The organism is Thalassospira sp. MCCC 1A01428 (assembly GCF_002115825.1).
Lineage (GTDB): Bacteria > Pseudomonadota > Alphaproteobacteria > Rhodospirillales > Thalassospiraceae > Thalassospira.
Genome location: NZ_JFJZ01000010.1, coordinates 84,492 through 111,429, shown reverse-complemented (window position 1 = coordinate 111,429; position 26,938 = coordinate 84,492). Strand labels below are relative to the sequence as shown.

At 53.2% G+C, this 26,938-nt stretch carries 23 protein-coding genes; 5 read left to right on the top strand and 18 right to left on the bottom strand.

The features are described 5' to 3' along the window. Positions 1–191: 191 nt before the first annotated feature. The gene (locus THS27_RS10675) at positions 192–1,505 is read right to left on the bottom strand and encodes a glycerate kinase (protein ID WP_085590630.1); all 1,314 of its coding nucleotides are present in this window, start codon (positions 1,503–1,505) and stop codon (positions 192–194) included. A gap of 77 nt (positions 1,506–1,582) precedes the next feature. Continuing rightward, on the bottom strand, positions 1,583–2,395 hold the full coding sequence (locus THS27_RS10670) for a FadR/GntR family transcriptional regulator (RefSeq protein WP_246832927.1): 813 nt from the start codon (positions 2,393–2,395) through the stop codon (positions 1,583–1,585). A gap of 168 nt (positions 2,396–2,563) precedes the next feature. On the opposite strand from THS27_RS10670, the gene THS27_RS10665 reads away from it, so the two are divergent. From THS27_RS10665 to THS27_RS10650, 4 genes are all read left to right on the top strand, one after another. Further along, complete coding sequence (locus tag THS27_RS10665; RefSeq protein ID WP_085590626.1) at positions 2,564–3,364, top strand: N-formylglutamate amidohydrolase; 801 nt, start codon at positions 2,564–2,566, stop codon at positions 3,362–3,364. A 10-nt stretch (positions 3,365–3,374) separates the two neighbouring features. Next, the gene (locus THS27_RS10660; protein ID WP_246832932.1) at positions 3,375–4,535 is read left to right on the top strand and encodes a carboxylate-amine ligase; all 1,161 of its coding nucleotides are present in this window, start codon (positions 3,375–3,377) and stop codon (positions 4,533–4,535) included. A 139-nt stretch (positions 4,536–4,674) separates the two neighbouring features. After that, entirely contained in the window at positions 4,675–4,920 is a 246-nt protein-coding gene (locus tag THS27_RS10655) for a DUF2312 domain-containing protein (RefSeq protein WP_085590622.1), read from the top strand. Positions 4,921–5,014: 94 nt separating this feature from the next. Next, positions 5,015–5,458, top strand: coding sequence for an MmcB family DNA repair protein (locus THS27_RS10650; protein WP_085590620.1), 444 nt, complete (start codon positions 5,015–5,017; stop codon positions 5,456–5,458). A 74-nt stretch (positions 5,459–5,532) separates the two neighbouring features. On the opposite strand, the gene THS27_RS10645 is transcribed toward THS27_RS10650, so the two are convergent. Next, positions 5,533–9,015, bottom strand: a complete 3,483-nt coding sequence (locus THS27_RS10645) for an indolepyruvate ferredoxin oxidoreductase family protein (protein WP_085590618.1) — start codon at positions 9,013–9,015, stop codon at positions 5,533–5,535. 354 nt (positions 9,016–9,369) lie between these two features. Between THS27_RS10645 and THS27_RS10640 the strand changes: the two genes are divergently transcribed. Continuing rightward, positions 9,370–9,801 carry a VOC family protein gene (locus THS27_RS10640; protein WP_085590616.1) on the top strand — a complete coding sequence of 144 codons (432 nt, stop codon included), beginning with the start codon at positions 9,370–9,372 and terminating at the stop codon, positions 9,799–9,801. A gap of 54 nt (positions 9,802–9,855) precedes the next feature. On the opposite strand, the gene THS27_RS10635 is transcribed toward THS27_RS10640, so the two are convergent. From THS27_RS10635 to tkt, 15 genes are all read right to left on the bottom strand, one after another. Continuing rightward, positions 9,856–11,034: a benzoate/H(+) symporter BenE family transporter gene (locus THS27_RS10635; protein WP_085590614.1), complete on the bottom strand. Its 1,179-nt coding sequence runs from the start codon at positions 11,032–11,034 to the stop codon at positions 9,856–9,858. Between the two features lie 174 nt (positions 11,035–11,208). After that, complete coding sequence (locus tag THS27_RS10630; protein ID WP_085590612.1) at positions 11,209–11,781, bottom strand: hypothetical protein; 573 nt, start codon at positions 11,779–11,781, stop codon at positions 11,209–11,211. Between the two features lie 153 nt (positions 11,782–11,934). Beyond that, the gene (locus THS27_RS10625) at positions 11,935–12,468 is read right to left on the bottom strand and encodes a DUF2628 domain-containing protein (RefSeq protein WP_085590610.1); all 534 of its coding nucleotides are present in this window, start codon (positions 12,466–12,468) and stop codon (positions 11,935–11,937) included. Positions 12,469–12,986: 518 nt separating this feature from the next. Further along, entirely contained in the window at positions 12,987–13,844 is an 858-nt protein-coding gene (locus tag THS27_RS10620; protein ID WP_085590608.1) for a hypothetical protein, read from the bottom strand. 209 nt (positions 13,845–14,053) lie between these two features. After that, entirely contained in the window at positions 14,054–15,217 is a 1,164-nt protein-coding gene (locus tag THS27_RS10615; protein ID WP_085590606.1) for a peptidoglycan -binding protein, read from the bottom strand. Between the two features lie 4 nt (positions 15,218–15,221). After that, complete coding sequence (locus THS27_RS10610) at positions 15,222–16,406, bottom strand: flagellar motor protein MotA (RefSeq protein WP_085590604.1); 1,185 nt, start codon at positions 16,404–16,406, stop codon at positions 15,222–15,224. Between the two features lie 12 nt (positions 16,407–16,418). Beyond that, positions 16,419–18,023, bottom strand: coding sequence for an OmpA family protein (locus THS27_RS10605; RefSeq protein ID WP_085590602.1), 1,605 nt, complete (start codon positions 18,021–18,023; stop codon positions 16,419–16,421). 240 nt (positions 18,024–18,263) lie between these two features. Then, on the bottom strand, positions 18,264–19,073 hold the full coding sequence (locus THS27_RS10600; RefSeq protein ID WP_246832926.1) for an inositol monophosphatase family protein: 810 nt from the start codon (positions 19,071–19,073) through the stop codon (positions 18,264–18,266). A gap of 52 nt (positions 19,074–19,125) precedes the next feature. Then, positions 19,126–19,692: an elongation factor P gene (gene efp, locus THS27_RS10595; RefSeq protein WP_085590600.1), complete on the bottom strand. Its 567-nt coding sequence runs from the start codon at positions 19,690–19,692 to the stop codon at positions 19,126–19,128. A 192-nt stretch (positions 19,693–19,884) separates the two neighbouring features. Further along, positions 19,885–21,144 carry a YbfB/YjiJ family MFS transporter gene (locus THS27_RS10590; RefSeq protein WP_085590598.1) on the bottom strand — a complete coding sequence of 420 codons (1,260 nt, stop codon included), beginning with the start codon at positions 21,142–21,144 and terminating at the stop codon, positions 19,885–19,887. Positions 21,145–21,233: 89 nt separating this feature from the next. Further along, positions 21,234–22,178, bottom strand: a complete 945-nt coding sequence (locus THS27_RS10585; RefSeq protein ID WP_085590596.1) for a LysR family transcriptional regulator — start codon at positions 22,176–22,178, stop codon at positions 21,234–21,236. Positions 22,179–22,280: 102 nt separating this feature from the next. After that, complete coding sequence (gene thiE / locus THS27_RS10580; protein ID WP_085590595.1) at positions 22,281–22,937, bottom strand: thiamine phosphate synthase; 657 nt, start codon at positions 22,935–22,937, stop codon at positions 22,281–22,283. 60 nt (positions 22,938–22,997) lie between these two features. Next, complete coding sequence (locus THS27_RS10575; RefSeq protein ID WP_085590593.1) at positions 22,998–23,471, bottom strand: hypothetical protein; 474 nt, start codon at positions 23,469–23,471, stop codon at positions 22,998–23,000. 113 nt (positions 23,472–23,584) lie between these two features. Next, positions 23,585–24,592: a type I glyceraldehyde-3-phosphate dehydrogenase gene (gap, locus tag THS27_RS10570; RefSeq protein ID WP_085590750.1), complete on the bottom strand. Its 1,008-nt coding sequence runs from the start codon at positions 24,590–24,592 to the stop codon at positions 23,585–23,587. A 102-nt stretch (positions 24,593–24,694) separates the two neighbouring features. After that, positions 24,695–26,704 (bottom strand): transketolase, encoded by a 2,010-nt coding sequence (gene tkt, locus THS27_RS10565; RefSeq protein WP_256376783.1) that lies wholly within the window; start codon positions 26,702–26,704, stop codon positions 24,695–24,697. Between the last annotated feature and the right edge of the window lie 234 nt (positions 26,705–26,938).

Sequence of the window (26,938 nt, the reverse complement as noted above, 5' to 3'; positions counted from 1 at the left end):
GAATGCTCACGCAGATGCGTGGTTTCGCTAGCCGCGTTTTGCCGGCGAAATGGATCACGGATTCTGTGTGTAACCCTTGCGAATCGGCTTGGGCCAAGACATTTCCGGAAATGATGTGATAAATTAATGAAGGATCGCCTGGACCAGTGCTGCCAGCCCGGGCGCGATCTGTCTGTAAAAGCGGGTCTTTGTTAAAAAATCAGGATGGCGCGAAAATCGTTCACGTTGGTCAGCGTCGGGCCGGTGACAATCAGGTCATCAAGTTTTTCAAACGCGCTATAGGCATCGTTACGATCAAGATAATCAGCCAAATCTATTTGCCGGGTTTGGGCCTTGGCCCAGCTTTCACTGTCCATAATCGCACCGGCGTTATCTTCGCTGCCATCAATGCCATCGGTATCAATGGCAAGGGCGGCAAAGCCCGCTTCGTCGCGCAATTGCAGCAATAGTGACAACATAAACTCGGCATTACGGCCCCCACGGCCGCCTTCGCCGCGCACGGTGACGGTGGTTTCCCCGCCCGAAAGCAAAACACAGGGTTTTACAGCAGGTTGGTTATGCCGGGCGACTTGCCGGGCGATACCAGCGTGCATTTTGGCAATCTCGCGCGATTCCCCTTCAATTGCATCGCCCAGAATAACCGGGTTCAACCCCAGTTCTGACGCGGCTTTGGCCGCTGCCAGCAATGAATCTTGTGGGCGGGACAGCATAACAGTTTCATTGCCAGCGAAGCAGTCATGGTCGGGTTTGATGGTTTCAAAATCGTGGTTGTTCAGGGTTTTTTCCACCGATGCAGGCAGTGCAATGCCATAGCGCGCAAGAATGGCGCGGGCATCTTTTTGGCTGGTGGGGTCGGCAACAGTCGGGCCAGATGCAATAATCGCCGGGTCGTCGCCGGGCACGTCAGACACCAGATAGGTCACCATGCGGGCCTTCGCCCCGGCTTGTGCCAGTCGCCCGCCCTTGATCGCGGACAGATGTTTGCGCACACAATTCATTTCCGAAATCGTTGCCCCGCTTTTTAGCAGGGCTTTGCTGATGGCCTGTTTGTCTTCCAGGGTAATGCCGGGTGCGGGCAAGGCCAAAAGGGCCGATCCGCCCCCCGAAATCATGCAGACAATCAAATCATCCGGCCCGGCTTTGCGGGCGATATCAAAAATGCGTTGGGCGGCTTCTTGTCCGGCGGCATCGGGTACGGGGTGTGATGCCTCGATAATTTCAATGTGGTTGCAAGGGGCCGCATGGCCATAGCGGGTGACGACCAGCCCACCCAGCCTGTTTTCAATATCATCGCGGCCGTTGGCTTTGATCCAGCATTCCTCGAAACAGCGTGCCATATGTGCCGATGCCTTGCCTGCGCCAATCACGATGGTTTTACCGCGGGGCAAAACCGGCATGTTGTGTGGAATTTGCACAGCCGGGTCGGCCGCGCGCAGGGCCGCGTCCATCAATTTGCGCAAAATGTTACGGGGCGGTTCGGGCAATCTGGCAGGCTGCAAGGACATGGATATGTCTCCGGTCTGGACAGGGATATTGTTTTACCGCCATTTGGGGCGGGTTTGGCGGGCCAATGTTAACGGAATTAATTTTGTGACCGGTCTTTATTGCGTTCGGTCACATGGGCGATCACGGCCCCCAAATGGTTATACATCGCCTGTTCGGCGCGGTCCGGGTCGCGGGCGGCAATGGCGTCGATAATCGCCTGATGATGGGCTTGCACCATGTTGTCAAATTGCGGTCCGGCAAAAATATGAAAGCGAATTTCGTCAAGGGCGGTTTGCAAAACGTCATGCAGCATTTTCATCAGGTGATAATAAATGATGCTGCCGCTGGCTTTGGCAATCATCATGTGCAGGCGGTGGTCATCCTCTGCCCGGTATTTAACCGCCCGTCGCGGGTCATGGGCGCGCTGAAAGCTGCTGCGAAGTTCCGCCAGTTGTTCGTCTGTGGCGTTTTCAGCGGCGCGGCGTGCCGCCCATGTTTCCAGTGTGCGGCGCAGTTCCATTAAATCAGACAGATTGGTGATGGACCCGCGCACCAGATCGGTCATCGCAACATCCATTTCGATGCCGGTCGATGATAAAACTTCGGTTCCGCCGCCTTGTACGGCGCGTAGATATCCGCGCGTTTTAAGTTTCTGCAAGGCTGCGCGCACCGAAACCCGGCTGACATTCATGTCTTCGGCCAGTTGGCGTTCCCCGGGCAGGCGTTCGCCGGGCAAATACGCACCTTGGGCAAATTGGGCCAGCAGGGCGTCGGCTACCCGGTCGGCCACTCTTTTGGGGCGGCCATCCTCGTTGGTGGTGCTGATATCGTCGCGGGATGTGTGCGGCGTTGGCTGCATCGGGAACGGACTCTCCGGGTTCTGGCAATTGGGATTATGCTTAATGGTCATACCAGTTTACGTGAAGTTGTCGCGAAAATGAATGATTTGCGTGGTCGATATTCACTGACTTGCCAGAATCCTTGCAAATTGCTAGGCATTTGAAAGTGATTCCAGACTGTTTGGTCTTTTCCACCGGCCAGGCCCTTTCATCTTTGCCCAAATATCAGGAGACTTCGCGTGAGCCACCATCCCGCGCAACTGCTTTGCAGTGATGATCCCGCCCCGTTTGATGTTTTAAATGACCATGGCAAGGGACATGCGCTGTTTGTATGTGACCACGCTTCACGCGCCATTCCCAAATCTCTTGGCACTCTTGGCCTGCCCGAGAGCGAACGCAAACGCCATATTGGCTGGGATATCGGGGCGCGCAAGGTTACCGAAATTCTGGTGGAGCGGTTTGACTGCCCGGCGGTGCTGGGCGGATTTTCACGGTTGGTGATTGATTGCAACCGCCAGCTTTGGGACCCGACCGGGATGCCCGAAGTTGCCGATAAAACCGTGGTGCCCGGCAACCAGAATATGTCGCCCACAGAGCATATGAAGCGGATTAACGAAATTTTTCTGCCCTATCATTGGGCGATTGAAGAACGCATTGCCCGTTTTCATGCCCATAAAATCGCCCCCGCCATTTTGGCCATTCACAGCTTTACGCCGGTTTTTCAGGGCTTTGAACGCCCGTGGGAAATCGGGGTTCTGTGGGATGAAGATGCGCGTGTTCCGGTTCCGCTTTTGGAAAATCTGCGGGCGCAAAACCCGGATTTGACGATTGGCGATAACGAACCTTATTCCGGGCGCCACATGGCCGATTACACCATTGACCACCATGCCGAGGCCGCCAATTTGCCGTGCGTGTCGATTGAAATTCGTCAGGACCTGATCGATACTGATGCGGGCTGTGAAAAGTGGGCCAAAATTCTGGGCGACGGCTTTGAAAGCATTCTGGCCGATCCGAACCTTTATAAAATCCGGAGAGACTGATTTGCCCGCAATATTGCGCAAGGAACCGGGATTTACCATTGGGATTGAAGAAGAATTCTGGCTGGTTAACCGCGACACGCGTGATGTTGCGACCGACCCGGCAGCCGGTTTTTTAAAGGACTGCAAAGCCGAACTTGGCGACCATGTGTCGAGCGAGTTTATGCGCTGCCAGGTCGAAATTGGCACCAGGGTGTGTGACAGTGCCGCCGAAGCCCACGACGAACTGACCCGGATGCGCAGTGTCTTGTGCGATGTTGCCGCGCGCCACGATATGGCGTTGCTGGCGGCATCGACCCATCCCTTTGCCCATTGGGACAGCCAGAAACATACCGAGGGCGAACGCTATAGCACCATCGCGCGCGATTTGCGCACGGTGGTGGAACGGTTGCTGATTTGCGGTATGCATGTGCATGTCGGGATCGAGGATAACGACCTTCGCATCGAATTAATGGCGCAGGCGGCCTATTTTTTGCCTCATCTTCTGGCCCTTACCACCTCGTCGCCGTTCTGGCGCGGGCGCGATACCGGGCTTCAAACCTTTCGCCTGTCGGTGTTTGATAATTTACCGCGCACAGGTTTGCCCGAGGTTTTTGGCTCGTGGGCGGAATACCGCCGTCATGTGGACATGTTGATTAATGCCGGTGTGATCGAGGATGGCACCAAACTCTGGTGGGACCTGCGGCCCAGTGATCGCTGGCCAACCCTTGAAATGCGCATTGCTGATGTGTGCACCAACCTGGAAGATGCGGTGTGCGTGGCATCGTTAACGCGGTGTATTTTGCGCATGCTTTATCGGTTGCGGCACAATAACCAGCGCTGGCGGATTTATGCCAACATGCTGATCCGCGAAAATCGCTGGCGGGCTTGCCGCTATGGCAGCACGGCAGGTGATGCCGCCGGGTTGATCGATTTTGGTCGTGGCGAAATTGTGCCTTATGCCGATTTGCTCGAAGAAATTCTCGATCTTATCCGCCCTGATGCCGAACATTTTGGCTGTGTTGCCGAAGTGGAACATGCGCATAAAATTCTGGAACGCGGCACCAGCGCAGACCGGCAACGCAATATCTATAATGCCGCGATTGACCGGGGGGTTAGCCCGCGTGACGCACTGGTAGAAGTGGCCGATTATCTGATTACGGAAACCAGTCCTGTCAGGACAACACCGATTTAACCCGAATGTGGATACCTGAAGGCTTGTCATCAATTGGTGCTTTGGGTATCGTCGCGCCGCATTGAAATTTGCGCTTCGCAACTGAAATTCTGCGCTTCGCACCATGCGCAGCGCCCTGCATATCATCGGAGATCAGAGAATGACCGAAGTCGGAGGAATCGCAGCCGACCAGCTCGTATCCTATGTCGAGCGTATCGAGCGCCTTGAAGAAGAAAAGGCCAACCTGATGGCCGATATTAAAGAAGTTTACGGCGAAGCCAAAGCCCTTGGCTATGACGTGAAAATCCTGCGCCAGATTATTCGCCTGCGTAAAATCGAGGAACATGAACGTTCTGAACAAGAACAGATCCTTGAAGTTTACAAACGCGCGCTTGGCATGAACTGATTTTCTGCTGTCACATACTGACAGTCAGAAATGCTATCAAGGGCCTGCTGGAAACAGCGGGCCTTTTTGATTTTAGTCGACGGAGTTTGCGCTTATGACCCGATCCCGCCCTGAAATAACGGCAGAAGTGACCGATGGTGTTTGTAAGTTGCTGCATCACCATAATATGGCGTGCGTAACAGAATTGCGGCTGGGCAATGGGCGCAGGCTGGATGTTTTGGCACTTGGCGCCAAGGGTGAATTATGGGCGGTTGAGGTGAAATCATCGGTCGAGGATTTTCGCGTTGATGTGAAATGGCAAAGTTATGGTGACTATTGCGACCGGTTTTTCTTTGCCGTGCCGATGGAATTTCCCCGTGATTTGATCCCCGATGATCAGGGATTGATTGTTGCTGACCGCTTTGAAGCGGCGATTCTTCGACCCGCCGAAGAAAGCAAGTTGAACGCCGCGCGCCGCAAAAAGCTGTTGATTGATTTTGGCCGTTTGGCCGCCGGCCGCCTGCGCGGCGATGATAAGATGGATATGCTGATTTCCTAGCTGCTGAAATGCAAAACGCCGCAGCAATGGGACGCTGCGGCGTTTTGTTTGGTCACATCGTTGCGGTCGCCGGTTTATTCCGCCGCTTGTAAATGTTCGGGCGGGTTATGGAACTGCTGGCGTAATTCGGCCTCGCGTTCTTTTACCTTGGCAATATTGGCATCCTTGACATGGCCGTAACCGCGAATTTGTTCGGGCAGGGCCAGAAGGGCACCGGCGATGCGGTCATTATCGGCGTTCAGGCCTGCAATTACCTCGTCCACCAATTGTTCATAATGCGTGATTAAGGCACGTTCGGTTTTGCGTTCATGGGTTTTGCCAAACGGGTCCAGTGCCGTGCCGCGCAGGAACTTTAATTTCGCCAGTACGCCAAAGGCCGACATCATCCACGGGCCGAAAACCTGCTTTTTCAAATGCCCGGTGGTGGCATCGCGATTGGCAAGGGCAGGCGGGGCCAAATGGAATTTTACCTTGTAGTTGCCGGTAAAGTTTTTGCGCAATTTGGCGGTAAAGGCCGGGTCGGTATAAAGACGGGCGACTTCGTATTCGTCCTTATAGGCCAGCAGTTTGAAATAGTATTTCGCAACTGCTTTGGCGATGTGGTCGTGCCCATCGCCGAGTTCGTTTTCGGCGATTTCCGCCTTGCGGACCAGTGCCTCATAACGGTTGGCATAGGCCGCGTTCTGATAGCCGCTCAGGAAAATTTTGCGTTTGGCGATCATATCTTCAAGGGTGGTGGCAATGGGATGGGCCTGCTTTTCGTTCGGGCCAATCACATCAACAACTTTTTGCGCGTCATGGGCAAACAAACGGCCCCAGTAAAAGGACTGCTTGTTCATTTCAATCGCGACACCGTTAAGGTCAATCGCCTGCATCAGGGCTTCTTCGGTAATCGGGATCAGGCCGCGCTGCCAGGCAACGCCGAGCATAAACAGGTTGGTGGCAATTGAATCGCCCATCAACCGGGTGGCAACGTCGCTTCCTTCGACAAAGCTGACGGCATCGGCACCACAGGCATCGACGATGGCCTTTTTATGCTCGTTACTTTTAAGTTCGAAATCGGGGTTACGGGTAAAGGCGCCGGTGATGGTTTCGTGCGTGTTGATCACAGCTTGGGTAAAGTTACGCCGCATTTTGGCAAGGCCTTCAAAGCTGGCCGCCACCAGCAGATCACAGCCCAGCACAACATTGGCTTCACCCGCCGGGATGCGCGCCGCATGCAGTTTTTCCTGATTATCGGCAAAGCGGATATGGCTGACAACGGCACCGCCCTTTTGCGCGAGGCCCGCCATATCCAAGCCGACAATACCTTTGCCTTCAATATGGGCCGCCATGCCCAAAAGCGCGCCGATGGTGACAACCCCGGTGCCGCCGACCCCGGTTACCAATACCGACCACGGTTCTGCCAGGGATGGAAGTACGGGTTTGGGCAGCGAGGCAAAAACGGCGTCGCCATGGTTGTCACCTTTTGCGGCGGCTTCCGGTTTGCGCAGGGCGCCACCTTCAATGGTGACAAAGCTGGGGCAAAACCCGTTGAGGCAGGAAAAATCCTTGTTGCATGCCGATTGGTCAATGGCGCGTTTGCGGCCAAATTCGGTTTCAACCGGCACAACGGCCAGGCAGTTGGATTTTTCACCGCAATCGCCACAGCCTTCACACACCAGATCATTGATGAAAACCCGCTTGGGCGGATCGACCATTAATTTGCGTTTGCGCCGGCGGCGTTTTTCCGCCGCACAGGTTTGATCAAAAATCAGGATTGATGTGCCGGGAACTTCGCGCAGTTCTTTTTGTGTTTCATCAAGGGTATCGCGATGGCGAATATCGACACCCGATGCAAAATGGGCATCAATCGGGTATTTGTCGGGTTCGTCGGATAGGACGATGATGCGTGTTACCCCTTCATCGGCCATCTGCCGGGTGATTTGCGGCACACTGATTGGTCCGTCTACCGGCTGGCCGCCTGTCATGGCAACCGCATCGTTAAACAGGATTTTATAGGTAATATTGACCCCCGAGGCGACAGCAGCACGAATGGCGAGTGAGCCGGAGTGATAATAGGTGCCATCACCCAGGTTTTGAAAAACGTGTTTTTCGTTGGTAAAGGGTGCCTGGCCAATCCAGGTGACACCTTCGCCCCCCATATGGGTGAAGGTCTCGGTCGAACGGTCCATCCAGTTAACCATGTAATGGCAACCAATACCGGCCATGGCACGGCTGCCTTCCGGTACTTTGGTAGAGCTGTTATGCGGGCAGCCGGGGCAAAACCACGGAATACGCGCCACATCGGGCCGGGGCTCGGCAATTTCACGTTCTTTTTGCGCCAGCCATTCAATGCGTTCGTGAATTTTGGGGCTGTCGAAAAAACGGTTGATGCGCGCAGCCAATACCTGTGCAATCCGCGCCGGGGTTAGCTCGTCCATGGACGGCAGGTTCCAGTTGCCCTTTTCGTCGAACTTGCCAATCACGGTTGGGCGCACATCTTCGCGCCAGTTATAAAGCTGTTCCTTAACCTGGTTTTCCATCACCGCGCGTTTTTCTTCAACAACGATGATTTCTTCCAAACCCTGGGCAAATTCGCGTACGTCATCACGGTTTAGCGGCCAGCTCATGCCGACTTTTAAAACCCGAATGCCGATATTGGCGGCGTCCTGTTCCGATATGCCCAAATCATCAAATGCCTGCATAACATCAAGATATGCCTTGCCTGTGGTGATAATACCGAGGCGCGGGGTGGGGCTATCAATCACAATGCGGTTCAGCTTGTTGGCGCGCGCATAGGCCAAGGCAGCATACAATTTATATTTCATCAGGCGCAGTTCCTGTTCCTTTGGCGTATCGGGCCAACGGATGTGAACACCACCTTCAGGTAGTTCAAAATCGGGAATAATCGGGGCAACGCGGCCCGGGGCAACATCAACAGCAGCCGAACTTTCAACCGTTTCGGCAATGGTTTTCATTGCCACCCAGCAACCCGAATATCGGCTCATCGCCCAGCCATGCAGGCCAAAATCGATAATATCCTGCACGCCTGACGGGTTTAAAACCGGGATTTGCGCATCGATAAAGGCATATTCGGTTTGGTGGGGCAGGGTGGATGATTTGCACGAATGGTCATCCCCCGCCAGAACAAGAACACCGCCGTTTTTTGACGTGCCCGCATAGTTGGCATGTTTGAAAACATCGCCGGACCGGTCAACGCCCGGGCCTTTGCCATACCATAAGCCAAAAACCCCGTCATATTTGGCATCCGGATACATGTTGACCTGTTGGCTACCCCAGACAACGGTTGCGGCAAGGTCTTCGTTGACGCCAGCCTGAAATTCGATCTGCTGTTTGGTCAGGAACTTTTTTGCCCGCCATAACTGTTGATCCAGCCCGCCCAGGGGCGACCCGCGATAGCCCGAAATACAGCCTGCCGTGTTTAAACCGGCGCGTGCGTCCAACTGCCGTTGCATTAAAGGCAGGCGCACCAGCGCCTGGATACCGGTCAGGTAAATGCGACCTTCTTCCAGGGTATATTTGTCGTCCAGGGTAACTTTTGCCAACTTTGCCATCTGATGACCTCTCTGGTCTTTGTCTCTTGCGGGAAGCCTCGCGGGTTTTCGCATTTTTATTAATTAATATGGCGCGGATAAGGGCGATGCGAAATACCCGTTACTTTGCAATAATGGTAATGAATGCTGACCTTTTTTCAATCACTCTCGCATTGCAATGGTCAAAACGCCTGATTGTACGGGTTGACGTTGCGTCAACTTGTTATTTGCTTATTTTGGTACCGATTTGCGCGCAATTATCTTGCGTCTCTTGTGCGGTGCAAAGTTTTGCAGGATGCGAGTCCATCTTTGTTTTTGGCGATAGCAGTGGTACCGTCCGGTAATATCCTTTTACTCCTCACAAGGAACCCTGAAATGGACCAACGTCTTAGTCTGGTGACGCTCGGTGTGCGCGATCTTGCTGCTGCCCGCAGTTTTTACGAGGAAGGTCTGGGCTGGAAAGCGACCAGTGCGGTTGAGGGTAAAGTGGTTTTCTATCAGATGAACGGCATGATTATTGGGTTGTTTGGCCGCGATGATCTGGTGAAAGACGGGAATTTTACCGATAGTGGTGCGGGTTTTTCCGGCATCACACTGGCATATAATGCCCGGGACGAGGCCGAAGTTGATGCCGTGATGGTCCAGGCGGAAAAGGCGGGGGCGGTTATTCAAAAACCGGCCGAGAAGGTATTTTGGGGTGGGTATTCAGGCTATTTTTGCGACCTTGATGGCCATCCCTGGGAAGTGGCCTATAATCCGTTTTGGAATATCACCGAAGACGGGCAGATGGTAATACCGCAAGATTGATGCTTTAAAAACGTGCCAGGATGACAATAGCCCGGCACGTTGCGATAGATGTGATCAGGTTTTTGTTCTCAAATGGGTAAGGATATAAATTAGCCCACCCGCGACAAGCCCCCAAAATGCGCCGGAAATTCCATAAAATGTAAGGCTGGCAGCGGTTATCAAAAATGTAACCGCTGCGGCTTCGCGGTTATTTTCATCGCGAAAGGCGGCAACGACCGAGCTTGAAAATGCGCCAATCAGGGCAAGACCTGCCACAGCCTCGATCAGGATGGTTGGGGCCAGGCTGACAAGGGCGGTGATTACGCCAGCCAGCAAACCAAAGACAACATAAAATATGCCAGCAAAAATGGCGGCCCAATAGCGTTTTTGAGGGTCGGGGTGCGCATCTTCACCTGCACACATGGCGGCGGTAATGGCGGCAAGGTTTACCGCATGGCCACCGAATGGGGCCGACAGTAGCGAAAAGATGCCGGTGGTGGCAAATAACGGCCCGGGCGGGGTGTTGTAGTCGTGCGCTCGTAAAACGGCCGTTCCCGGAATATTTTGCGAAGCCATGGTGACGATAAATAAGGGCAGGGCAATACCCACCAACCCGGCGAGGTTAAAATGCGGCACCACAAACGCGACGGGTGGCACCAGTGATAAATGCAAATTGGTGATGGCACCGTCGGGAAAGTTAACACCAAATATAAGAACCAGCACAAACGCAGCCAAAGCGGCAGGCACCGCAAATAACCGTTTAAAACGCGCGACAATTAACCATGCCAGTACAATCGGCAGGCCTAGTACCGGGTTAAATGCCACAGCTTTGATGGGGGCCAGGCATAAACCCAGCAATACCCCGGCCAACATGGCATTGGCAAGCGGGCCGGGAATCGCTGCAACAGCCTTGCCCAAAGGTTTCCATGTGCCGCAAATCACGATCAGGATGGCGCAAATGATGAAGGCACCAACAGCAACCGGAAACCCGCCTTCGACTGCGCCGGATGTTGCAAGTAACGCTGCCCCCGGTGTGGACCAGGCAATGCTGATTGGCATGCGCGTTTTAAGCGACAGGACAATGGCGCATATCCCCATTGAAATCGAAAGTGCCATTAGTCCGGATGCCGCCTCGAACGGCGAGGCGCCGACAGCTGTTAACCCCTGCAAGACAACAGCAAAGGAGCTTGCCGTGCCGACAAATGCAGCGAGAAAACCCATAAAAAAGCTTTGGGAGGAGATGTCACGCAGCATTGGCTGGCTCCAGCGGGTGAAAATAACCACGCGAAGCTAGCCAATCTTTTGTTGTTAATCCACAAAAACTGTTGCGGCACAATTACGTCGACATGATTGTTTGGAATTTTTATTGCCGGTGAATGGTGTGCGACATTCAATATGCCGACAATTTCCAAATTTCCGGGTCACTCATTATTCCGGCAAGGTTTTACTGGGTGGGTCATATATAAAAACGTCGTCATTGCTGTGTTTAGACAAAATCTGATGTGCTTTTTCTTCCTGTCGGTCATCGTCGCTGCGCACAGCAAGCAAAAGGCCGCCATCTTCAAGTTTTTGTTGAACCTTATCGGAATGCTGTTTGCCAAACAGTTTGGCGAGAACACCGCCAGCAGCGGCACCGGCCCCGCCAGCACCAAGGATGGCCGCAATGGTCGCAACCATCGGTCCACCCGCTGCGACCATGATACCGGCGGTGGTGAAGGCGGCAACATACATCGGTGCGCCGATCAGCGCGCCTTCTGCGTCACCCGTTGGGTCGGGTGATGTATAGGCAATGCGCGGTGTTGCCGGATCATTTTCCAGATCTTCGGTTTTGCGATAGATATGGCCCAGTTTTTCGTCGATTGTCAGTTCATTGGCAATCAGGCTCATTTCCGATCGATTAAAACCAGCTTTTTGTAAGGCCTCCAGTGCGTGGTGCATGTCATTGGCATTGTCGAAAACACCAATGATCTGGCGGTGGCTTTTTTCGGGCGTCTGGGTCATGTGTCCCTCCTGTCTTGGTTTCGAGACCAGCGGGATGTGCCGGATAGTTGAATAGTTCCAGAACATATTAGGCAGGGTGAAGTTCCGATAAGGCATAAAAATGGCGCGTAACAGTGCCTTGCTACGCGCCGATAAATTGGAATTTGGCCGATTTTAACCGAAATAAGGATCAGGAATGGTCATTGCGGCGTGATAACCCAGATAGAAATTGGTTGCCAAAGCAATAATCGCCAAGGGCAATGTTACTTTCAGGTCCGCAAAAATAGCCGGAATTTTCGCCCAGATTTTTTCGCCCAGCTTTTCCTTGCGATAATAATCAAAGTTTGCCAGTTGCGAGGCGATGACTGCGGGGGGCAACCAGTAAACAATTGTCGGAATAACGATACGCCCGGCGCTGATTTCGATTGAAAGAAGAATGATGCCGTAGAGCGATGACGCGCCAATGATAAAAAGGCCCTTCGCCCACATGCCCTTGCACAGATAATAAAGCCCGCCGAAAAAGAACGCGAGGAAGTTGCGCATCAGCCGGAATTTCTGCCAAAAGCTTAGGGACTTGTATTTTTCTGTTTTTGTCACTGCGCTCATGGAAAGTTTGTCTGCGTCAAGAGAGTCCAGTAAATCAAATCGCCGTTGCCAGGATGGGCTATAGTTCTTTTGATGATTTGCTGTGGTTGCGTTCTCATTCATAGGTAAGGGAACCTTCTGCTCGATGGTTTGCTCTTGTTTTGTATTGCGAAGCTGCCTTTTGGCTTTGGCTTCAATTGTTTGCGTTGAAGTTGTTTTATTTTTGGACGGTTTTTCAAGTACCGATCAAAGGTGGCAGAAATTTGACAATTGATACCATTGGTTGCCGGGATGCTTCGCTTGGGAAGCATCAACCTTGATCTGCGAGAAAACCGGTTTCAATGTTAAAAATGCGCAGGCTGCCAGCCTTTTGGCTGGCATCTATGACGTTATTTTTGCGGGAATATGCACGCAAGATAACCGCCAGCCCAAATACTTCGCCAATATGATTGATTTTTAATATTTTTTCGTTCTAATCATTGAAGGAAAAGTAATGGTATCTGTAATTCAGATCCATAATAGGCATTCATTTTTTGATCAAAAAAAGAGCCCTGTTTGTGAGCTCTTTGATTCTTGAATTTAGGATAATTATAGCATCAGAGAGCTGGTTATTTAACGATTAAACCAGTGGTTTTCTGTTTTTAACTTTTTCCAATCTTAAATTCTACATCTTTACCTTTATTATCCTGACCTGTTCCAACTTGCCCTTTACCCTTTCCAAGGCTGGTCCAAACACCATTGGCCGTTCTTTTGTCCGAACAGGTTAACGACCAGGTCCCGGTCCATTGTGTCTTGTCGTCTGTGATTGAAGTGCCGTCGCAGGTCATGGTTGGCTCAGCTATCGTTACCGTGAAATCGGTCTGCGCAGCCCCTTTGGCGGTCAGTTTGACCTCACCTTGCATGTCTTTAGCAATGCCATCCCACGATATAGTGAATTGCACTTTGTTCTTGTCTTTCGGCGTCAGCGGGCCGATGTTTTCATAGGCTTTTGCCAGCTCTGTTCTTTCAGCATCGGTAATTAAGTCTATTTTTTGAACAAGCTCTTCGGCAGGTATTGTTAAGCTATCGCCACAATTCACGAATATGACAGCAGTATCGGGATATCCCCTTTCATTTCGGGCATCCGTAAGAACTTTTAAGCGCTTAACAAACCTTGCGACAGTGCATTTACCACTTGTCGCGATCAAACCTTTGGTCCGTGGCGAAATTTTGTCAATTTGAACGTATTTGTCTTCGGGGATGTCAAATTCAGTGGCCAATTTACGGAATGTATTGCGATCAAGCATGTCATCTTCCGTGCTTTGCCGGAACCACGCAACATTCACATGTTCGATGGTAATGAATATTGAATCTTTGTCTGAAATAATCTGTTCAGTCCAGACAGAGCCATTATTGCGTTCAATGCTTTCCGTTTTGTAGGTTCGGGAAGGCTTTAGAAATGTAAAAGCATTAAAATGGGTTTGATATGGTTGAAACGATCCCTTGCTTTCAAGGCTCATTGAACGCCCAATAGAATCTCTTGGCGCTCCGTCGCTGACACAAGCCGTTAAAAGTAGTCCGCAACTTAATGCCGTCAGTTTAGAAAGTATCTTGATCCCCAACATCTGTCCCGTTCTCAAAAGTTAATATTTTAGACCCGTAGAATATACTATCAGGAGTTGTGTGGCGTGACATAAAAAAGAGCCCCTAAAAGGAGCTCTTTTAAATTTTAACGTTCCGTAATTTTAAATTCTATTCGCCGGTTTCGGCGATAGGCGATTTCATCATCACGATTATCAAGGGGTTGATATTCGCCAAAGCCCGCTGCTACCAGCCGTTTGGGCGGCACGCCCTGGTCAATCATGAATTTGACCACGGAAATTGCCCGTGCAGCAGACAGCTCCCAGTTTGATTTGAAATCGTTATTTCGGATCGGAACCTTGTCGGTATGGCCATCTACCCGCATAACCCAATCAATATCATCGGGAATTTCGGTCGAGATCTGCTTTAGGGTATCAGCAAGTTTCGCCAGCTGAACCTTGCCTTCGTCGCCAATGTCAGCTGAACCGGAACCAAAAAGCACTTCGGACTGGAAGACAAAACGGTCGCCAACGACGCGGATGTTTTGGCGATCGCCCAGCACCTGACGCAGACGGCCAAAGAACTCGGACCGGTAACGCTGCAATTCCGCAACCTTTGATGCCAGTGCGGCATTCAGGCGCTGTCCCAGATTTACGATCTGGGCGTCTTTATCCTTGCTCTCGGCTTCGGAAATTTCCAGGGCATCCTGCAATTTTGAAAGTTGCTGACGCACTGCCAGCAATTGCTGGTTTAGGGCCGCAACCTGAGCACGGGCAGATTCACTGATGTCTTTTTGATCATCAAGCTCGCTCGCGCGCTGTGCCAGAAGTTTTGCCAGTTCATCAATTCGCGATTTCTGGTCTTGCTGGGTTTGGTCGGCTTTTTCTTCCAGCTTGCTCAGTTCGGATTTTTTGTCTTCCAGCGCAGCCAGTGCCGCCAGCAGTTTCTTTTCCTGCTCAGCCGCGGACATTTGCGCTGATGACAGTTTGTCAGCCAGCGCAGAAACCCGGTTTTTTAGGGCATCACGGTCGTCGCTGGTGGTCGAAAGCTCGGTCGTGAGCTGGGTTAGTTCCAGCTGCATTTCCTGGTTATTGTTGCGTTCAAGCGACAACAGATTGGTGAGTTCATTAACTTGCGATGTAAGGTCGCTAAGGGCCTTGTCGCGACCCGAGAGGGCCGCACCGAGATAGACCTGTGCAACAACAAAGATCATCAGCAGGAAGATGATCACCATCAAAAGTGTTGCCAGGGCATCTACAAAGCCAGGCCAGGTATTTACATCGCGACTGCGGCGGCGAGACAAGCCGGACATGGGGTTAACCCTCCTCGGCGATCGCGGCGATGGTACGGGCCAGAAGTTTTATTTCGCTTCGAATTTCCTGGGTCTGCTGCTGGCGTCCCATGGTCAGTTCGTCAGCGACGCGCCCAACCTGGTTGTCAAGCGAGCGGATATGCGCACGGGTATTGTCATCAATACCAAAGCTGCCGCCCTTCATTGAATCGGACAACTGATCAAGCACCGGTTTGAGGTGCATCTGGCTTTCCGCCAGCTTGACCATCAATTGCTGTTCAGCCTTCATCTGGTCGGTCAGGGTCGAAAGTTTGTCGGCCAGATCGATCAGGGTGTTGTGCGATTTGATTTGCGAGGACTCGGAACGCTGGATCGAGTTTTGCAACCCTTCCATATTATCGGCCATCTGTTCGATCAGGGCTGAAAGATAAGCCGGAACCGATTGTTCTCCATCAGAAAGCGGCCCGCCCGAAGAAACACGGGTGAAGCTTGATAGCCATTCTTCAAGTTCGTTAAAGAAACGGTTCTGTGCCTGACCTGCCTGCATGTCGAGAAGGCCAAGCGCCAGCGACCCGGCCAGACCAAACAGCGAGGAAGAAAACGCCGTACCCATGCCATTCAGCGGTTTTGAGAGGCCTTCCTTAAGTTGGCCAAACCACAATTCCATATTGCCGCCGCCACCAACATTGACGTTGCCAATCACGTCGGCAACCGAGTTAACGGTTTGCAGCAAGCCCCAGAAGGTGCCGAGCAAGCCCAGAAATACCAGCAAGCTTACCAGATAGCGCGATAATTCGCGGCTTTCATCCAGACGTGACCGGATCGAGTCGAGGATGGTGCTGGTTGCCAGGGTTGAAAGCTGTGGTCGGTCGCGGCGCTGCTCCTGCATCATGCGCGCCATCGGGGCAAGCAGTTTGGGCGTATCCTGTGCACTTAGACCGGGGCGATTACGGCGAAAATCTTCAATCCAGGCGACTTCGGGATTCAGGCTGAAGGCCATGCGAAATGTATAAACGACGCCGATGATAAATACGCCAATGATCAGGCCGTTCAATACTGCACTGGCCAAAAAGGCACCAGACAGCGTCGGATATAACAGGGCTGCGATGGCGACGATAACGGCTGTAAAAATTCCCATCCGGGTCAGATAGGCACCAGGTTTGGTAATAACCGGAATGCTGGCCGCGCCGTTGGACGCATTATTGCTCATGACAGATAAATCCTAGCGTTGAACGGTTTTAACATCGACGCGGTCAGCCGGGCCGGAGGGGACATTGGCACCAAGCGCGCGAACATCAATTCGGGTTGATCGTACGCCGCTGTCGATCAGATAGGAACGGACTTGCAAGGCACGCGAAAGCGAAAGACGACGGGCTTTGCTGGCATTCTGGGATTCACCAGCGGCATACGCCTGAAGCTGAACGCGCAAGTCGTCATCTTTGGTTAGCGTCCGAACAATGGCGTCAAGTCTTTTCCTGGCGCCATTATCGAGTTCAAAACTGTTTTCAGAGAAGGGCAGGCTGTAATCGCCCCCTGCGGTAACTTCTGCCTTTGGCTTGTCCATCGCCAGCGATGCCGGTGCCGAAGCCGTTTCGCGCTGCTGCTTTTGCGGCTGCGGGGCAGGGCGGGGTTCGGGCAGCGGTGCAGCTTTGTGGATTGCGGGTTTGGGCGCCGGCGGTTTGGGCATCACGCGTGCCTGCGGCTCGGTCATTTTTTGAGGCGAAGTTGTTGTGCCCGGTGCGGGGGCGGGTGCCGTTGGTACTGCGTTGTCTTTTTCCAGCGGATTGGGCGTGACTGAGGGGATGTCTTTGGGTTTCGGGGCCGGTTTAATGGCGTTTTTGTCGGGTAACGGCACCGTATTTACGGGCGGGACCGCCATTTTGTTTTTGGGGGCCTCACGCGGAGTATCAATATGTGGTTCGGTAATTTTTGGCGCTGTCGGTGGGGTCGCCTTTGTGGTGCCGGTATTTTTATCGGCCACTTGCACTATTTTTGCCACGGGTGCCGCAGGGGCGGGCGTTAGCAAACTGGCAGGCTTTGCCGCCGGAGCCGATGCCGGTGTTGCGACATGTGCCGGGGCAGATACCGTCATAGCAGTCGCCGGGGTAGCGTTTGCACTAACCACCACACGGCTGGCAGCATTTTCAGCCGGTTTGGCACGCGGTAACCCGTCGAGAGTCCTGGCGGGTGGTTGGTGTGGGGCGGGTTGCACCAGATGAATAACTTGCGGTGCGCCATCATCTTCCATGTCTGCCGCAAGCGGGCCACCAAGATTGCCTGTGGTGCGGCCAGGTGAAGGGGCCGTTGCCGGCGGGAATTCTTCGACGGCAGGGCGTGATGGAAAGGATGCCGGCGCGCGTAATTGCACGCGTTCGACCGGCGGCCGTAAAATTACCGGCGCTTGCGGGCTTTGTGCGCTGGTGTCTGAAGGAATAACACCTGCGCCATCAATGACGACTGTTTCAAGATCATCAATAGTGTTGCCTGGGGTGTTACGGGTGCTGGCGGCATCGAAGTGCTGCGCCCCGCCCGGGGGTGTTAGCAGCAGTTGCGGGGCCAGAAAGCGTGATTTTGGCGAGGTTTGCGGATAAATCAAAAGCTGGCTGTCGATCTTGATCCGGGGATTGGTATCATGGCCGGAAAATGAACCGCCTGATGTATCGGTTTCGCTGTTGCCAAGCTGGTCCAGAACACCCCAGTCAACCTGCACATTGCTGCCGGGCATTGCCGGAGAAAACGACCGGGCACTGGCACCATGACTGGTCGCCATCAATGTTCCGAGCGCCGCCGCAATGGCAATCGCCGAAATCTTTGTATTCCCCTTCATCAATTCGCAGGCCCCTTGTTATCCTGTTTTTCGACCGCTCGCATTGAATGCGATTTTTGTGACGATCTTACGGCACGCAAAGTGCTACCCCAGTTCCGTCCCGGGTCTTCCCTCCCGGACCGTTCTTTGGCACCATAACTTACCATATTGTTGTCGACAACCGGTTTGACCTGAACGCAAAAAAGGCATCCACAACAATTTGTGAATGCCTTTATGATTTTCGCGAAAAACGATCCCGAATTATTCGGAAACGGCTTTCTTCAAAGTCTTGGCCAGCACAGGCTGGATCGAATCATTTGCTGCAACCACACTGCCCGTACCGAGCATGTTGGTGCCACCATTGATGTCGCGGATATACCCGCCAGCTTCGGTAATCATCAAGATACCGGCGGCGATATCCCACTGGCTTAAATGTGTTTCCCAGAAACCGTCATAACGACCGGCAGCAACATACGCCAGATCCAGCGATGCTGCGCCAAAACGGCGTACGCCAGAGCAACGATCCATCACAGCATGAAGCTGTTTTTCAAACACAGCATGATCACCGCGCCCGACATGTGGAATCCCGCAGGCCAGAACGCACTCGTTCAAACGGCGGCGGCCAGAAACACGCAGCCGGCGGTTATCGAGATACGCGCCAACGCCTTTTTCAGCCCAGAAGAACTCGTCCTTGGCGACATCATAGATAATGCCGGCAATGATTTCGTCCCCCCGTTGCAAGGCAACCGAGATGGCAAAATGCGGAATGCCATGCAGGAAGTTGGTGGTGCCATCAAGCGGGTCAATGATCCAGCGGTGTTCCGGATCGCTCCCTTTGATTTCCCCACCTTCTTCAAGCAGAAAACCATAACCGGGGCGGGCCCGTTCCAGTTCTTCGCGCAGGCGTTTTTCGGCACGATGATCAGCAGCCGAAACAAAATCGCCTGGGCCTTTCATTGATACCTGAAGGTTTTCGACTTCACCGAAGTCGCGCTTAAGCCCATAGGCCGCCTTTTCGACGGCCTTGAACATAACATTGATATTTGCTGAACGACGGGCGGCGCCACGCACGGCTCATCTCCCGGTGTTTGAATGTGTCTGAAAAAACGAGCGACGCTGAAAGTTAATCTTTTGCGCGCTCAAGATAGGTGCTTTCGGCAGTATTCACGACGATGCGGGTACCCGATTCAATGTGCGGCGGCACCAGAATGCGAACACCGTTCTCAAGAACAGCCGGTTTGTAGGACGAGGATTGGGTCTGCCCCTTTACCACAGCATCGGCTTCCACGATCTGGAAGGTTGCGTGTTCGGGAATAGTTGCGCTAATCGGTTCTTCTTCAAAGGATTCGACGGTAACAACCATCCCATCCTGAAGGAATACCGCAGGGTCGCCAATCAGTTCGGAATTGACTGTGATCTGCTCGAAAGTTTCGCTGTCCATCAGGGTCAGCATGTCGCCTTCGGCGAACAGGAACGTATAGTCCTTCTGGTCGAGGCGAACACGTTCGACAGTTTCAGACGCACGGAAGCGTTCGTTAAGCTTCGTATTGTCCCGCAGGTTTTTCAGTTCAACCTGGTTAAATGCACCGCCTTTGCCAGGCTTTACTGCATTGGTCTTCACTGCGCGCCACAAGCCGCCATTATGTTCAATAATGTTGCCCGGACGGATTTCGTTGCCGTTGATTTTCATGGCACCAACCGTTCTTTCAGATCACAGATTCACAATGTGGAAAAAAGTGGCGTCTAACTATCAGTTTGCAGGCTTTCCCGCAAGTATCTTCGTGCCATGCAAACGCATGCGCGCCTTGTGCGTTTGCATGGCTCGTCATTTTCAAAAGGTAAGGCGGTGTTTTTCTGAGGCTGGCAGGGCCAGCTTGCAGGTTTATTCCGCCGCAGTTTTGATGTTTTGACCAGGTAGCGGAGACATTCTGCGCTGAATGGCAGGGAAACAAAAGGTCAGGATCATTGCCGCCGCAGCAGCAAACCCGGCCAATATATAAATCTGGTGGGCCTGTGTGGGACCCTGGGAAAATACCCAGGCAAAGATATAGGCAAAGGCGGCCTGGCCGATGGAAAACAGGGTTGTGGTAAAGCTCCAGGCCTGATGACGGTCATCTGCATCGTCGATTAATTCATGGATCCAGCCCAGAATAAGCGACACAACACCAGGTACTGTGGCCCCGACCACAAAGGCCGACACCAAAAGCAGGACAGGATTTTCGCCGCGGGCCGGGATGACTGTCATCACCATGTCCACCAGTAACATACCCGTTAAGGTTACCCGAAACCCGAACCGGTCGCCCAGCTTGCCCAGCGTGACCGGCCCACAAAGGGCACCTATACCAAATATGGTCCAGCACATGCTGCCAAAGCCATCGCCAAGTGCGAGAATGCGCGACGTATAATCGACAAGAAACACCATGTGCGGCACCAGGGAAATGGCGACAAGCGCGTAAACCAGCCCCACCACCCACACCGTAATATGAGGCAATTTTCGGGTTTTTACCGGTTTTTGGGGCACTTTATGCGGGGTGGATGCGGTATCGGGGGCCGTTTTGTGTGCAGAGGTATCTGCGGGCAGTAAAAACCAGGACGACATCATCAAAACAACGCAAATTCCACCCAGTCCAATCCAGGCCCATCCCAGATCATGGGCAAGCAGGATTGGCACAAGGGTACCTGAAATGATAATGCCTGTGCCAACACCACTGAAAATAAGGCCCATGGCAAAGCCGCGTTTTGCAACCGGCACGGAAGGCAAAATGGTTGGTGCGGCCAAAACAATCAGAAAGCCGCCGCTAAGACCCGATAAAATACGCCATGGAAAGAACCACCAGAACGAGGCCGGTTGCCAGCATGCAAAAAAGCTGATGGCGGCAACAAGCATGGCAAGGCGCAAGGCACTGCGATTTCCCAGTTTTGCTGCGGCCAAACGTGCGCAGGAAGCCCCCAGCAGATAACCGGCAAGATTGGCCGCGCCAAGATAGGCAACGCTACCTGCCAGAAACCATTGTTGATGGATCATGGCCGGAATTAAGGCGGAATAGGCAAACCGCGACAGGCCAACCCCGATAAGCGAGGTGCAAAAACCTGCCCAGATATAAAGCCGGGTATCGGATGAAAGGCGGGAAACACTGGGCATCAAGCTGTCCTGATCATGGGAATTGGCGTGATGCTAGTGAGTGTTGGGGATCATTGAAAACGAATTATAATGATAACAGTGATCATTATTTAAGATATCACTCTTAATCCTGGTTTTGCCTCCAGTGGCAGGTCAGTTTGAGCCTGGTTATTGAGGGCGTTAATATCGTCCCAATGTTGGGCAATGGTTTGAAACAGCGCCGATCGTGCGCTGGTCTGCAAGGCATCCTTGCGCTGGATAAATACCGTTTCAACATGGGTGCTGCTTGCTGGCAGGGGATGAAGGGAAACAGGCCCAATTCGGCTGACATGGGGCAACAGGGCCCGTGGCAGCATGGTGATGCCCAATCCTGCCGAAACGCAGTTTATAACAGTTTCCAGCGTGCCAAATTCCAGAACCGGTACGTTTTTACGGCCAAGACGGGCCAGGAAATCTTCCAGCATGAAGCGGTACTGGCAACCGGCATTCATCACAACAATTCGTAATGTGGTGGAATCACATGTTTGCGCGATTGAGGTCATCTCTGCGGGGCCGTAAATAACAAGTTCTTCGGCAAAACAGGGCAGGGCGGTTAAATTGGGGTGGTCAACCGGGCCGCACACAAAGGCACCGTCAAGTTTGTGTTCGAGAACGGCATCAATCAGGCCGGCAGTGGTTTCTGTGCGCAAACTTAAATTAACATCCGGGTATTTTTGCAAAAATTTGGCCAGTACCGGCGAAATGCGCAGGGCTGCCGTTGTTTCCTGCGAGCCGATTTTCAGCGGGCCGGTGGGCACACCATCATCAATTGTGGCTTGCCTGGCCTCGCACATTAAATGCGCAAGCCGTTCATAATAGGGTAACAGGCGCTGCCCGGCCGCACTTAGCTTCACGCCGCGATGATGGCGTTCAAACAGGGATGTTCCAAGGCTTTCTTCCAGAATACGTATCCGGGCGGTGATGTTTGATTGTACTGTATTAAGTTCTTCGCTTGCTTTGCGCATACTGCCCAGCCGGGCGACGGTCGCAAAAACCTGCAAATCGGAAATATCCATGACTGACACGCCTGTATTCACGGGGTCGTGCATAAGCACGATGCTTGCACCGGGTGATCAGATGAAAGATAGGCCGTAATCAGGGGCAGGGCAATATGCCGGCTATTTTGCAACCAGATCTTCGCTGGCTGCGGCAATGGCGCGGGCAATGGCAATGGCGCCTGCTTCGGCCCCGTCAGGATGGTTCCAGATGGCCCCGCTAACGGCAACAAAATCGGCCCCGGCCTTTACCAATGGTGCCAGATTATCGGCATTGATGCCGCCAATGGCAACACAGGGAACCGTGGTAAAGGTGGTCCATATTTCAATAATTTCCGGTTCAACCCAGGTGCCGGGGGTTTTGGTGGTGGTGGGGAAAAATGCGCCAAATGCAACGTAATCGGCCCCTTTGTCGCCCACATCCATGGCCCGATGGCGGGAATCGTAACACGAAACGCCGACAACATGTTCTTCGCCCATGATTTTACGGGCTTCGGCGTAACTTCCGTCTTCGGCGCCAATATGGACACCATCGCAGCCGGTTTTATGGGCCAGATCAGGGCGGTCATTTAAAATCAGGGGAATGTCGCGTTTGGAGCAAACCGGCAAAATCTTTTTGATCGCGGCGATGATACCTTCATCATCGATGTCTTTCAGACGAAGTTGAACACATTCAACCGCACCGGTATCCAACACGCGGGCAAGCAGATCCGGGAAGGTTGCCAGATCAATGCTGGGAGGCGTTAGAAGATAAAGGCCGGTTTGTGCGTCGTCATTCACGGCGGAGGTTCCTGTTTGCTATTACATCGCCTGTTTATCCTGCCCGAACGAACTTGGCAATCAAAGCTGTGCCAATGCCGCCCGCAGGCGTTTTTCCAGTTCGTGTTCGGGCAGGAAGTGATCGTCCATATCATGCAACATCACGGTATTTTGAACCCGCGTGGAGGTGGCATCGGCACGGGGTTGCTCAAACATCGTGGCGGCCCATATATGGCTGCCCTTTTGCCGGGCGATGGCGCGTAAACTTGTCATGGCATCGGTGGAAATATCACCAACGATAACATGGGCGATGTTTGATTCCAGCGCGGATAAGGCCTGCCCGGTGTGGTGGGTGCAATCTATGGCCCCCTCGAACTGGCAGTTGGGCCAGGCATTGTTTAGTTCTGCCAGCAAGGCGGCAAACCATTTTGCGCCATGTGTTTCGCCGCAATTTATCGGGCTATGCAAAATAAAAGGTTTCGTGCCCATAACGCGGCAGGCAAGGGCTGCACCGGTGAAGCTGTGAATACGGATATGAAACGTCAACGGTGACATGGTGATCCAGTGTTTGAAAGGGGGCACCATTATTAAAGGCAGGAGGCCAAAATTCACCCATAAAAAAGGGGCGATCCAAAGACCGCCCCTATTATCTGGTTTATCCGGCTGGATTACAGATATTTTGCCATTTCAACAGCGGTGTCGGACATCCGGTTGGAGAAGCCCCATTCGTTGTCGTACCAGGACAGGATACGCACGAAGTTGCCTCCAATAACCTGGGTCTGGGTCGAATCGAAGGTCGAGCTGTTCGGATTGTGATTGAAATCAATCGATACCAGCGGCGCATCATTTACGCCCAACACACCTTTAAGGCGGCCATTGGCGGCTTCTGCGATGGCAGCATTGATTTCTTCGGCAGTGGTATCACGGCCCGAAACAAAGGTCAGATCGATCATGGAGACGTTCGGGCTGGGCACACGAACCGACGTTCCGTCCAGCTTGCCCTTAAGTTCCGGCAGAACAAGACCAACAGCCTTGGCCGCCCCGGTCGAGGTCGGGATCATGGAAAGCGATGCTGCGCGGGCACGGCGCAAATCCTTGTGCAGGCTGTCAACCGTGTTCTGGTCGCCGGTGAAGGCGTGAACGGTGGTCATGAAGCCTTTGGTGATGCCAACGGTTTTGTTCAAAACATCGGCGACCGGTGCCAGGCAGTTGGTGGTGCAAGATGCGTTTGAAACAATGATATCATCAGCGGTCAGGCTGTCGCTGTTAACGCCATAAACAACGGTTTTGATGTCGCCCTTTGCCGGGGCGGAAATCAGAACGCGCTTGGCACCTGCGGTCAGGTGTTTGCCTGCGCCTGCTTCATCAAGAAAGATACCGGTGCATTCAAAAGCGATATCGACGTTCAGTTCGCCCCACGGCAGGTTGGCCGGGTCGCGTTCGGAACAAACCTTGATGGCCTTGCCATCAATGACCAGATCATTGCCTTCGGCTTTGACGTCATTGGCAAGAACACCATGTACAGAATCATATTTCAGCAGGTGGGCATTGGTTTTGACGTCGCCCAGATCATTGATGGCAACGACTTCAAGATCGGTGCGGCCGCTTTCGACAATCGCACGCAGAACCAGACGGCCAATACGGCCAAAACCATTAATCGCAACACGAATAGCCATTAATTCCTCCAAAAACATACTGATTGTGACCGGACGGTCAAACCCCGCAGACGGGGACAATCAAAAAGGCCGGATCGGCATATTACCGATCCGGCCCGGAAATTAAACCAGTTCCTTGGCCGCTTTGACCATGGCATCGGCGGTAATGCCGAAATGTTCATACAGTTCCGGTGCCGGTGCCGACGCACCAAAGCCATGCAGGCCAATGACCTTGCCGTTTTCACCGACATATTTTTCCCAACCGAAAACCGACAGGGCTTCGATGGCAATACGCGGGGCAGTCCCCAGAACGCTTTTGCGATATTCGGGCGACTGTGCGTCGAACAGTTCCCAGCAAGGCAGGGAAACCACAGCGGCTGAAATGCCTTCGGCTTTCAGTTTTGCCTGGGCATCAACGGCGATTTCAACTTCCGAACCGGTTGCAATCAGGGTGACCTGGGTGTCGCCTTCGGCTTCGGAAATGATGTAACCACCACGGGCAACAAGGTTGTCTTCGCGGTATTCGGTGCGCAATACCGGCAGGTTCTGGCGGCTAAGGGCCAAAACCGTCGGGCCGGTTTCATTGGTAATCGCCATGGCCCATGCTTCGGCGGTTTCAACCGCATCGGCCGGGCGGATCATGGTGACATTGGGCATGGCGCGCAGGGACGCAACATGTTCAACCGGCTGATGGGTCGGGCCGTCTTCGCCAAGACCGATGGAATCATGGGTCATAACGTAAACAACGCGCTGGCCCATCAGGGCGGACAGGCGAATGGCCGGGCGGCAATAGTCGGTAAAGACCAGGAAGGTGCCGCCATAGGGCAGGATGCCGCCATGCAACGCCAGGCCGTTCATGGCCGCTGCCATGCCATGTTCACGAATGCCGTAATAGATGTAACGGCCTTCATACCCGCTTTGCACCGAAATCGGTTCCTGAACGGCTGTTTTGGTGTTGTTGGACCCGGTAAGGTCAGCCGAGCCACCGATCATCGCCGGGATTTCCTTGGTCAGAACTTCGAGCACATTCTGCGAGGATTTACGGGTGGCGATTTTGGGCAGTTCTTCCGTAATCTGTTTCTTGTAAGCATTAAATGCTTCGATCCAGTTTTCCGGCAGTTTGCCTTCGACCCGCTGTTCAAAATCGGCACGAACATCGGCGTCCTGCGCATCAAAACGTGCGCCCCAGGCCGCAAATTCGTCAGCACCACGGGCACCTGCTGCACGCCATGCTTCAAGCACATCCTGGGGGACGTCAAACGGTTCATAGGACCAGTTCAGTTTTTCGCGTGCGCCGGCCAGTTCTTTTGCACCCAGCGGCGACCCGTGTGTAGCCGAGGTGCCGCCCTTGGTCGGTGCGCCAAAACCGATAACGGTTTTACATGCGATCAGCGACGGGGTGCCGGTGGTTTTTGCTTTGGCAATGGCGGCTTCGATGGCATCGGCATCGTGGCCGTCAATCTGTTGGACATCCCAGCCTGCGGCTTCAAAACGTTTTTTGTGGTCTTCCGAGGTCGAAAGCGAGGTGGGGCCATCGATCGAAATGCCGTTATCGTCAAACAGCACGATCAGCTTGGAAAGCTGCAAATGACCAGCCAGCGAAATGGCTTCCTGCGAAATGCCTTCCATCAGGCAGCCGTCACCGGCAACGACATAGGTGTAATGGTCAACCAGGTCGTTATTATAGGCCGCATTCATGATGCGTTCGCCAAGGGCAAAGCCGACAGAGGTGGCAATACCCTGACCCAGCGGGCCGGTGGTGGTTTCGATGCCGGCACCATGACCATATTCCGGGTGGCCGGCAGTACGTGCGCCGAGCTGACGGAAATTTTTGATCTGGTCGAGATCAAAGTCTTCATAGCCGGTAAGATACAGCAGCGAATAAAGCAGCATTGACCCGTGACCGGCAGACAGGACAAACCGGTCGCGGTCTGGCCAATGCGGATGTTTCGGATCGAATTTCAAAAACTTGGTAAAGAGAACAGTCGCGACGTCCGCCATGCCCATTGGCATGCCCGGATGGCCGGAATTGGCTTTTTCCACGGCGTCGGCGGAAAGAAAGCGAATGGCATTTGCCATGCGGCTATGTTCTGCTGTTTTCGTCATTGAATGCGCTTCCTGGGGGTTCGCTATCGGGCGTTGATTACTACGGCTGAATAAATCAAATAAGACGGGCGGAACATGCCCCCGCGATCCGCATACGTCAACCTGTTCTGTCGAAAAACTGACTGGATTGCTTAGATTGCGGTTAATCCTTACGTGATATGATGGCGATCAGAACGGTTTTGAACAGGCAGTATCGCGGAACAGTTGACGCCCTGCTTTGTCACGACCTATCTTGTGAAACGATTATGAAGGATCAGGAAG

What these genes read in the sequence shown, in the direction of transcription:
- THS27_RS10675 (WP_085590630.1), bottom strand. Translation starts at nt 1,505, where the DNA reads ATGTCCTTGCAGCCTGCCAGATTGCCCGAACCGCCCCGTAACATTTTG.
- THS27_RS10670 (WP_246832927.1), bottom strand. Translation starts at nt 2,395, where the DNA reads ATGACCATTAAGCATAATCCCAATTGCCAGAACCCGGAGAGTCCGTTC.
- THS27_RS10655 (WP_085590622.1), top strand. Translation starts at nt 4,675, where the DNA reads ATGACCGAAGTCGGAGGAATCGCAGCCGACCAGCTCGTATCCTATGTC.
- THS27_RS10650 (WP_085590620.1), top strand. Translation starts at nt 5,015, where the DNA reads ATGACCCGATCCCGCCCTGAAATAACGGCAGAAGTGACCGATGGTGTT.
- THS27_RS10645 (WP_085590618.1), bottom strand. Translation starts at nt 9,015, where the DNA reads ATGGCAAAGTTGGCAAAAGTTACCCTGGACGACAAATATACCCTGGAA.
- THS27_RS10640 (WP_085590616.1), top strand. Translation starts at nt 9,370, where the DNA reads ATGGACCAACGTCTTAGTCTGGTGACGCTCGGTGTGCGCGATCTTGCT.
- THS27_RS10635 (WP_085590614.1), bottom strand. Translation starts at nt 11,034, where the DNA reads ATGCTGCGTGACATCTCCTCCCAAAGCTTTTTTATGGGTTTTCTCGCT.
- THS27_RS10630 (WP_085590612.1), bottom strand. Translation starts at nt 11,781, where the DNA reads ATGACCCAGACGCCCGAAAAAAGCCACCGCCAGATCATTGGTGTTTTC.
- THS27_RS10625 (WP_085590610.1), bottom strand. Translation starts at nt 12,468, where the DNA reads ATGAATGAGAACGCAACCACAGCAAATCATCAAAAGAACTATAGCCCA.
- THS27_RS10620 (WP_085590608.1), bottom strand. Translation starts at nt 13,844, where the DNA reads ATGAGCCTTGAAAGCAAGGGATCGTTTCAACCATATCAAACCCATTTT.
- THS27_RS10615 (WP_085590606.1), bottom strand. Translation starts at nt 15,217, where the DNA reads ATGTCCGGCTTGTCTCGCCGCCGCAGTCGCGATGTAAATACCTGGCCT.
- THS27_RS10610 (WP_085590604.1), bottom strand. Translation starts at nt 16,406, where the DNA reads ATGAGCAATAATGCGTCCAACGGCGCGGCCAGCATTCCGGTTATTACC.
- THS27_RS10605 (WP_085590602.1), bottom strand. Translation starts at nt 18,023, where the DNA reads ATGAAGGGGAATACAAAGATTTCGGCGATTGCCATTGCGGCGGCGCTC.
- efp (WP_085590600.1), bottom strand. Translation starts at nt 19,692, where the DNA reads ATGAAAATCAACGGCAACGAAATCCGTCCGGGCAACATTATTGAACAT.
- THS27_RS10590 (WP_085590598.1), bottom strand. Translation starts at nt 21,144, where the DNA reads ATGCCCAGTGTTTCCCGCCTTTCATCCGATACCCGGCTTTATATCTGG.
- THS27_RS10585 (WP_085590596.1), bottom strand. Translation starts at nt 22,178, where the DNA reads ATGGATATTTCCGATTTGCAGGTTTTTGCGACCGTCGCCCGGCTGGGC.
- THS27_RS10575 (WP_085590593.1), bottom strand. Translation starts at nt 23,471, where the DNA reads ATGTCACCGTTGACGTTTCATATCCGTATTCACAGCTTCACCGGTGCA.
- gap (WP_085590750.1), bottom strand. Translation starts at nt 24,592, where the DNA reads ATGGCTATTCGTGTTGCGATTAATGGTTTTGGCCGTATTGGCCGTCTG.